8 protein-coding genes are annotated in these 8,282 nt (G+C 53.0%); 3 read left to right on the top strand and 5 right to left on the bottom strand.

The features are described 5' to 3' along the window. Positions 1-272 precede the first annotated feature (272 nt). Positions 273-2,219 (bottom strand): aldehyde ferredoxin oxidoreductase family protein, encoded by a 1,947-nt coding sequence (locus RBR60_RS11280; protein WP_320356799.1) that lies wholly within the window; start codon positions 2,217-2,219, stop codon positions 273-275. Between the two features lie 224 nt (positions 2,220-2,443). On the opposite strand from RBR60_RS11280, the gene RBR60_RS11275 reads away from it, so the two are divergent. The 3 genes from RBR60_RS11275 to RBR60_RS11265 all read left to right on the top strand — a co-directional run bounded on the left by RBR60_RS11275 (position 2,444) and on the right by RBR60_RS11265 (position 4,106). Continuing rightward, positions 2,444-2,896 carry a hypothetical protein gene (locus tag RBR60_RS11275; protein ID WP_320356797.1) on the top strand — a complete coding sequence of 151 codons (453 nt, stop codon included), beginning with the start codon at positions 2,444-2,446 and terminating at the stop codon, positions 2,894-2,896. A gap of 77 nt (positions 2,897-2,973) precedes the next feature. Beyond that, positions 2,974-3,576, top strand: a complete 603-nt coding sequence (locus RBR60_RS11270) for a DsbA family protein (RefSeq protein ID WP_320356795.1) — start codon at positions 2,974-2,976, stop codon at positions 3,574-3,576. Then, positions 3,573-4,106, top strand: coding sequence for a GNAT family N-acetyltransferase (locus RBR60_RS11265; RefSeq protein WP_320356793.1), 534 nt, complete (start codon positions 3,573-3,575; stop codon positions 4,104-4,106). The genes RBR60_RS11270 and RBR60_RS11265 overlap by 4 nt, the downstream gene beginning before the upstream one ends. A 7-nt stretch (positions 4,107-4,113) precedes the next feature. Here RBR60_RS11265 and RBR60_RS11260 read toward each other — a convergent pair whose 3' ends face one another. From RBR60_RS11260 to RBR60_RS11245, 4 genes are all read right to left on the bottom strand, one after another. Further along, on the bottom strand, positions 4,114-5,274 hold the full coding sequence (locus RBR60_RS11260) for an iron-containing alcohol dehydrogenase (RefSeq protein ID WP_320356791.1): 1,161 nt from the start codon (positions 5,272-5,274) through the stop codon (positions 4,114-4,116). 129 nt (positions 5,275-5,403) lie between these two features. After that, positions 5,404-6,180 carry an ABC transporter ATP-binding protein gene (locus RBR60_RS11255; RefSeq protein WP_320356789.1) on the bottom strand — a complete coding sequence of 259 codons (777 nt, stop codon included), beginning with the start codon at positions 6,178-6,180 and terminating at the stop codon, positions 5,404-5,406. After that, positions 6,177-6,983: an ABC transporter permease gene (locus RBR60_RS11250; protein ID WP_320356787.1), complete on the bottom strand. Its 807-nt coding sequence runs from the start codon at positions 6,981-6,983 to the stop codon at positions 6,177-6,179. The genes RBR60_RS11255 and RBR60_RS11250 overlap by 4 nt, the downstream gene beginning before the upstream one ends. A 36-nt stretch (positions 6,984-7,019) precedes the next feature. Then, complete coding sequence (locus RBR60_RS11245) at positions 7,020-8,027, bottom strand: ABC transporter substrate-binding protein (RefSeq protein WP_320356785.1); 1,008 nt, start codon at positions 8,025-8,027, stop codon at positions 7,020-7,022. Positions 8,028-8,282: the final 255 nt, after the last annotated feature.

The following is an 8,282-nucleotide window of genomic DNA, read 5'->3' as shown; positions in this document are numbered from 1 at the left end:
CTTATTTTTTCAGCTACGCTTTTCGATCTGTCGCCGTAAGCAACGAGGCGCAAACTACCCATTTGCTCTGTGGGTGTCAACGACTTTTTTCATCTCTTTTTATTTTTTTCTTAACCCGCTTAAAACAAAGCTTTTATTTCGACAACAAAACCACCCCTACACCATAAATCCGTCTGACACCGGAAATCCTGCCTGTTTTTCCGGCGCCGGACCTCTCGTTTTTTCATGCCCCCGGCAAAGGAAGGTCTTCCATCATTATATATGGCAAAAAACTACGCCCTTTTCTGTCCCACAGGATAGGCCGTCAAAGGCCAAGGCTCAGGCCCATCCCAGAAAGATACGGGCAGCTCTTTTTCCAGGACATCTGCGACAAAACCAAGGGCCAGGGCTTCCAGTCTTTTACGGGTAGGAATTCCCGTTACAAGATCCTGACCCGAAGCTTTGTAATACTCCGTCAGCATGGCCTCATGTTTCTCATATTCCTCCGCTGCTTCCGGGGTTCCCAAAAGATCCTTGTGCAACACCAGACGGTCATGCTCCCGTCGGGTTCCGAACCTCGCATTAAAGGCCTTTTCCAGGAGGTAAACCCGATCCGCCACTTCCGAAAGCCTGGCCTCGGTGAAAACAAGACCCGTTGCCGCCGTCATGAGCCGGGCCAGACCTTCCATGAGTGGATAGTGGTTCACAAGGGGAAGAGCGCAGCTCCAGGAATTGACAGCTCCCTTGCATCGCCCGATACAGTCCGCCAGAGTACAGGCCCTTTCCGATACGATAAGGGCGGAAACAGGATTCACATCCATGTCCGCAGGCAGCTTCCCTGCGGCCTTCAGCCTCTTGAAAAGATCACCATCATTTTCTCCATAGGCCCAGCTACGGCCCCGAAGATGATCCGCCCCCCGGGTGCTGGTGGCATGGGCCAGGGCAAACATGCCGGATTTATAAGGCCCTCGGGAAAGTCCCTTCACGTGATAACAGACATCCATGGCCCTTTTCCCAAGGATTTTGGCCGCAAGGTAGAGTCCTTCCGCCACAATGTTACCAAAACCCTGGCGGAGGGCTGTTCTGTGCAACAGTTCCACCTGATCCGTCGCATTTTCCCAGGAAAGATCCAGTCCTCCCGTATCCTCCAGGGTAATTTCTCCCATGTTGAAAAGATCTTTGATCATGGCCAGGGTGTTGCCTGCGGCAATGACGTCCATACCGTAACGATCGCAAAGATTCTCCATTTCCATGATCACCACAGGATCGGTGATGCCGCAGTTGGTGCCAAGGCAGAAGACGCATTCATATTCCATGGCCTCCCCCTGCTCTCCCGCCCTTGGACCTGTGGGAATCTCAAAGCGGTTTTTGCACTGCACCGTGCAGTTGCGGCATCCCGTGCGCCGCACCTCATACTGCTTAAAGGCTTCGGGCCGTATGGCTTCGGGAATCTGATCCCTGTTCCAGAAAGCTTCATAATTCCGAAAACCCGGATACCAGTTCAAAATACCGTGATGGGAGCCGATACAGGAAGCCACTCCCTTCTGGAAGGGATCGTTTTTGAAAAAATCCCGATCCTCTCTCGCCAGGGCCTTAAAGGTTTCGGGGTCTGCCAGGGCCACCTTCTTTCCACCCTTCACCACAAGGCCCTTTAAATTTTTCGATCCCATCACCGCCCCGGCCCCCCTGGCTGCGGAGGCATACTTATCCACAATCACCGAAGCAAACCGCACCAGGCACTCCCCGGCCTGGCCGATACAGGCCACACTCACATCCCTGCCATGCCGCTCCCGCATGGCCTCGGTGAAGGCCCAGGTATCTGAGCCCCAATGTTCCGGACAGGGAACAAGCCGCACACGATCCTCTTCCACGAGAAGATAGGTCGGGCTTTCAGACCGGCCCGTAAAAACAATCTGATCCCAGCCCGCAAGCTTCATCACATGGGCCAGACGCTCGCCCGCATTGCCGTCTCCCAGAATACCGCTGTAGGGAGAAAGGGTACTCACCTCCACGCGACTGGTCAGGCTCAGCACAGTTCCGGAAAGGGGACCCGGTGCAAAGCAAAGAACATTCTCCGGGCCCAGGGGGTCGCACCCCGGCGGAATGCGATCAAAAAGAACTTTGTCGTTCAGCCCCCTCCCCCCAATGAACTTTTCCGCATCCCCGGCATTCAGGGCTTTCGGTTCGAGGGTTTTTCCTGTAAGATCAATATCCAGAATCCTGCCGCACCAGCCCCTCATCGGTCCCTCCTTTATTTTATCCGGGGAAGTCAAACATCACATCTTTAAGGCAACAAGAACAAAACTCTGCTATAATACGTTTCTGAACGTCAAAGACTTTACATGAAGCCTGGCCTTTTATATTCTTGATCCGAATAAAATCGGATAAATCCATACCTTTTTTGCTTGCACATATGCCCAAAAAAAAACTCACATTCCACACGTTCAAAAAGCAAGGAGCCCTCGTGAAACCCGCCCATACCCGTCTTTACCCGGAATACCCCGCATCCTTCTGGCTGCTGGGCCTGCTCCTTCTTCTCAAGGCGCTTTTCTGGCTCTTTGCCAATCCCCTCATTGAGGCTCCCCTTCTGGGAATCAAGCACATTCTCACCACCCTGCCCTTTCTTATCCTCTGGCGGGCCGTATGGAATCGTAAAAACTGGGCCATCCGGGCAACACTCATACTCACCTTTGCCGACCTTGCTTTTTTTCTCGTCTTTTTTCCCAGAGCCCTCTTCATTCCCTTTGATATCGCCCTTATGGAAACCCATATGGACCAAGGCCTTTCTTGGATCTTTTTTTCCATCCTCAACATGCTCATACTGCTGTGTTCCGCGATGATCGGGTATGCTGTGAATCTGCTGATTCTCCTTATAGGTTTTTTTGCTCTTCGAAAAAATCACCCCGCAGAAACATGATCCTTGTTCACCTTCTTGCTGCTCCCCCTGAAAATCGCTATGCTGATGTTCAACCCGTATTTCTCTAAGGAGACAGCATGCTTGCTTCCCTTCGCATTTTTTCAGATTTTGCCTGTCCCTATTGTTACCTGGCCAAAGCCATGGTGGAAACTCTTGCCAAAAACCTTCACATCGATCCTCTCTGGATTCCTATGGAGCTTCACCCGGAAATCCCTCCGGCCGGGATACAACTTCAGGAAAAATATCCTGGCCTCGATGTCCAGGCTTTTATCCGTAAAATGAATCACAAAGGTCAAGCGTACGGAATTTCCTTTTGTGAAAACAGCAGAATGGTGAATTCCGGGCGTGCCATACGCGCAGCAGAATTTGCACGGGATGCCGCCTGCTTTGAAGCCTTTCACAAAAGCGTTTTTGAGGCCTTGTTCGAAAAAAATCAAAACATCGCCAATCCTGAAGTTCTCCGGGAAATTGCCCGAAAACACAACCTCGACCCCGACGCCATGGATAAGGCCATAGACAGCGGTCGCTTTGAATCCCGCCTGCGCACAGCAGCCATTGAGGCTGCGGAACGCAATATCCGCATGGCTCCCACCTTTGTGGCTCCGGGCATGGCTCCTTTTGTTGGACTTCCTTCGAAAGAGAAAATGATGGAGATTCTGAAAAAGGCGACCTCTTTGTGAATCAACAACCCTGCCTTCAGATTGAAACACCCAGGTTGCGTCTTGTTGCGGTCAGCCCTCAACTTCTTGAAGCGGAAACGCAAAGATATACGGTGCTCTCCACAATGCTGGACGCTGAAATCCCCGAAGGATGGCCCCCTCCCAGCCTCATTCCCCTGAAACCCTGGTTTCGGGAGCAAATTTTCCTGCACCCAGAAAAAACAGGCTGGTTTCTCTGGTACGGCATCCTACGAAGGGCCTTGTCAGATGTTCTCATCCTGAGCACCGGTTTTCTCGAGCCGCCGGACATTCAGGGCGGAGTGGAAATCGGTTATGCCCTGATGGATCCCTGGCGCGGCCAGGGACTTGCCACGGAAGCAGCCCTGGCTCTGGTGGACTGGGCTTTCCTGCACCCGGAAGTCCGCTTCATCCGGGCAAGAATCGCAAGGGGCAACCTCGCATCCGGTCGTATTCTTAAAAGATGCGGGTTTGAGCATACGGATCCAGACCCTCTCAAACCCGCCATTGACCGCTATATCCGATACCGCTGAAACAACCTCAGTTCCAGGGTTCCGCCGCCCTGCCAAGAATCTTCTGAATCATCACCCCATTCACGGCCCGATCTTCTCCAAGGCGAAATCCCCGGTTATCCAGAATATCCCCAAGCATGAACGTCGCCTCCGCCGGGATTCCATAATCCGAAAGTCGGGTGCCCAGCCCCATTTTTCTGAAAAAAACTTCCGTTGCAGCCACAGCGGCTTCAGCCACATCTTCTGCCTCTCCAACGCCCAATACACGCCTCCCATACTGCACAAGCTTGGCTTCTTTTTTCTCCCTCCGCTCCCGGAGAAGGGCCGGAAGCACCACGGCCAGAGATTCGGCATGGGCAATCCCAAAAGCTGCGGTCAACTCGTGACCGATCATGTGGGTGGCCCAATCCTGCAAAACACCACAACCAATCAGACCGTTCAGGGCCTGGGTTGCGCACCACATGATATTGGCCCGGACATGATAATCTTCAGGACTTTCCAATACCTTGGGACCTTCTTCCAGCAAGGTCAATAAAATCGCCTCTGCCTGGCGATCCTGCAAAGGTGCTGGCAGGTCATGGGAAAGGTACTGTTCCAAGACATGCACATAAGCATCCACCACGCCACAGGCACTGATGTGAGCCGGAAGAGAGTAGGTGGTTTCCGGATCCAGGATGGAAAACTTCGGAAAAACCTTATCCGAGGAAAAGGGAAGCTTGGCTCCTATGGAGCGCCTGGAAATAACCGACCCTGCATTCATCTCCGACCCCGTCGCCGCCAGGGTCAGCACCGCTCCAAAGGACAGGGCGGCTTTTATCCGACCCTTTCCCGTCACAATATCCCAAGGGTCCCCATCCTCATAGCAAGCCGCAGCCACGATAAATTTTGCCGCATCCACAACGGACCCGCCCCCTACAGCAAGGACAAAATTCATTTTTTCACTGCGGATCCTTTCCACAGCCCTCATGCATGTATCGTAATCCGGGTTGGCCTCTATACCCCAGAAGTCCTCCCGCTTCCGGGATTTCAACGCCTGGACAACCTGGTCATACACCCCGTTTTTCTTCACCGAACCTCCCCCCATGAGAACAAGCACAAAGGCGTCCTCCGGGATCAGCCGGTCCAGCTCTGCAATCTTACCCTTGCCAAAAACAATGTGAACGGGATTGCAAAATGCAAAGGATCTCATCAGTTCTCCTTCCTCTGGGGATGCCTGCTTGCAGGGGGCAAGCGCCCTTTATTCTCTGCAAATCTCCAAGATCTTAAATAAAAATACAATGATAAAATGTATCTTTGGCTCTGCGCAAAATCAAAAAGACTACAAAAGCCCCATGGCTTTCTGAATTTTTCCCCTGAATTCCAGGTAGGCAGAATCCGCCATGCTCCTTGGCCACTGGACGTCAATGGGCACAATCTCCCTTATACTGCCCGGATGGGCCGTCATGATGGCAATCCTGTCGGCCAGAAGCAGAGCCTCATCCAGATCATGGGTGACAAAAACGATGGTACACCCACTTTCCCGCCAGATCCGCAAAAGCTCCCGCTGCATTCCAGACCGGGTCATGGCATCCAGCGCGGCAAAGGGTTCGTCCATGAGCAGTACCTCCGGTTCCACGGCAAGGGCGCGGGCAATGGCCGCCCTCTGCTGCATCCCACCGGACAGGGTGCGGGGATAACGCCCCGCCACATCTCCAAGCCCTACCATGTGCAAAACATTACGCGCCTTTTCCTGACGCTCTTTTTTTCCAACTCCCCGCACCTCCAGGCCATAGGCCACATTGTCCAGCACAGTGCGCCAGGGAAAGAGGCCGTAATTCTGAAAGATCATCACACATCGGGAAGCAGGCTCCACAACGACCCTGCCGTCCATCTCGATAAGGCCCCTGCTCGGGTTGTCAAATCCGGCGATCAGATGCAAAAGCGTGGTTTTCCCACAACCATTGGGGCCCAGAAGACAGAAGAATTCCCCTTTCCGGATATCCAGATCCACCGGATCCAGGGCCTGGTTGTCCCCTTCTTTCTCGTGAAAGGTTCTTTCCACGCCCCGGATACGGATTTTAACTTCTTCCCTTGCCACTTCCCCCTTTTCCCTCATGCCTCGCCACCTCCCCAACGGGCCTTCATCTTCCTTTCCACCCATGCAATCAGTCTGTCCAGAATCAGTCCCAGACATCCCACCAGCCCCATGCCCACCATAACCTTGTCCGTACGCAGGAAATTACGGGCGTCAATGATGAGATACCCAAGGCCCGACTGAGCACCCAGCATCTCTCCTGCCACCACATGAATCCAGCCCACACCCAGGGCAATGTGAAGACCTACGACAATCCGAGGAAAGGCCGCTGGCAAAACCACCTTACAGAGGGTTTCCATATGGGAGGATCCAAAATTGCTGGCCACTTTGAGGTAAAGGGGAGAAACGCCATGCACAGCAGCCACAGTAGAGAGAAGAATGGGAAAAAATGACGCAATAAAAATAATGAAGATGGCCGGAAGATCCCCGATATTGAACCAGAGAACAGCCAGGGGAAACCAGGCCACTGGGGATATGGGCCTTACAAGCTGAATAAAGGGATCCAGCACCCGGTGCATCCGTCCGTACCAGCCCAGAAGAAGACCCAGGGGAATGGCCATGGCGACAGCCATCAGATATGCTGTCATCATCCTAAAAAGACTCGCCCGGATATGCGTCCCGAGTTTTCCTTCCCGCCAGATTTCAAGAAAGGCTTGCCATACCCGCTCCGGACCTGGCATGAGATAGGGGTTGCCGTAGTTGCGGGCTACGAAGTGCCAGACGGCCAAAAGGGCCAGGAAGAGGAGAAGGGGCAAAATAACACCCTCCCCCGGAAATGTGGGAAAACTCTTTTTTTTGATCACCATGGCACCATCAGAGTGCATCTACTCCCTTTTGCATGATGCCGCGAAAAAAGTTTTTCAAGTTTGAGGATCTGCAATTTTTTCATAAGCTTTCCGGGCAAACACAGGTTCAAGATAACGGCCCAAATCCAGAGGAGCCCCATCCCAGACCCCAAAACGTCGCATGTCTTCAAAGGTCTTTGCAAAATCGTCTTCCGAAGGAAAAAGATCCTGGTAGGTAACCCGATCCTTGGGGTTGTTCAGAACAAAGTCCATGACCTCCCGGTTCTGCCCGAGGTAGGGAAGGGAAAGAACAGCGGCCTCTTCCCTCCGACTTTCAATGAAACGACCTGTGTCCACAAGCCCGTCCACCAGCTCCTGAACCGCATCCGGATATGTCTCCAAGAAAGACTCCCGGATATTCAGCACGCAACAGATATGATCCTTCCAGATATCCCTTGATAAAAGCATCACCCTTCCCACACCCAGCATCTCGGCCTGGGCCCCAAAGGGCTCCGCTACAATAAATCCGTCAATGCGGCCTGTGGCCAGGGCCTGCACCATCTCAGGGGGTGCCATATCCGTATACCGGATGACTCCGGCCTCCATGCCATGATCCGAAAGAAGCCGTCTTAAAAGCAGGTAATGGGTGGAAAAGCGGCTGGGAATGGCAATGTTCTTCTCCCGTAAATCCAACACCGTTTCAAAAGTCGCCCTGGAGGAAACCGTCAGCACACTGCCATTGCGATGCCCAAGAAGCACAGCCCGCACAGGAGCCCCCTGGCGTCTGAGGGTCAGCCCCAGAGGGGTGAGGAGAAAAGCCGCATCCACAGCGCCTGCGCGAAGAGCTTCAGCCAGCTCCGGCCAGGCCCCGTACTTTACGGGAATAAGCCTAAGCCTTTCAAAGGTCCGCAGACCATGGGCAATGAGAGTCAAGTGGTCCGTGATGGGCAGATAACCTAGCCGCAGAGGAATCCCGCCGTCTTTTCCTCCCCGTTTCCCCGCCCAGAATCCCAACCCCAATCCGCCCACAGCAAGGGCTGTCGCACCCCACTTGAGAAACTGACGTCTGTCCATAGCTCCCATGCGGCCCCCTTATGTACAGGTTTTCCTCCTTTTTCTGTTTTGGCATACCTTGTTCCACCGGGCAAGTCCGGTTCATAGAATATGGATAAAGAACATGTTCTGTCAGCGTTTTGAACACAAGGGATCTCTTTTTTTATAAAATGTTCATAACCTGAAAGTTTTCCACATAAATTTGCAGAAGTCCCATACCAGCCGGAACAAAACCCTTGCAAATCCCCATAGGATGTTCATAACATGGTTTATATTGCCAAAGTG

Source organism: Desulfobotulus sp., from assembly GCF_034006065.1.
Taxonomy (GTDB): domain Bacteria; phylum Desulfobacterota; class Desulfobacteria; order Desulfobacterales; family ASO4-4; genus Desulfobotulus.
This window is presented reverse-complemented; position numbering and strand designations above follow the sequence as displayed.

Bases quoted from the DNA above. Each gene is read 5' to 3' on its own strand.
- RBR60_RS11260 (WP_320356791.1), bottom strand. From the start codon at position 5,274: ATGAGATCCTTTGCATTTTGCAATCCCGTTCACATTGTTTTTGGCAAG.
- RBR60_RS11250 (WP_320356787.1), bottom strand. From the start codon at position 6,983: ATGCACTCTGATGGTGCCATGGTGATCAAAAAAAAGAGTTTTCCCACA.
- RBR60_RS11270 (WP_320356795.1), top strand. From the start codon at position 2,974: ATGCTTGCTTCCCTTCGCATTTTTTCAGATTTTGCCTGTCCCTATTGT.
- RBR60_RS11245 (WP_320356785.1), bottom strand. From the start codon at position 8,027: ATGGGAGCTATGGACAGACGTCAGTTTCTCAAGTGGGGTGCGACAGCC.
- RBR60_RS11255 (WP_320356789.1), bottom strand. From the start codon at position 6,180: ATGAGGGAAAAGGGGGAAGTGGCAAGGGAAGAAGTTAAAATCCGTATC.
- RBR60_RS11280 (WP_320356799.1), bottom strand. From the start codon at position 2,219: ATGAGGGGCTGGTGCGGCAGGATTCTGGATATTGATCTTACAGGAAAA.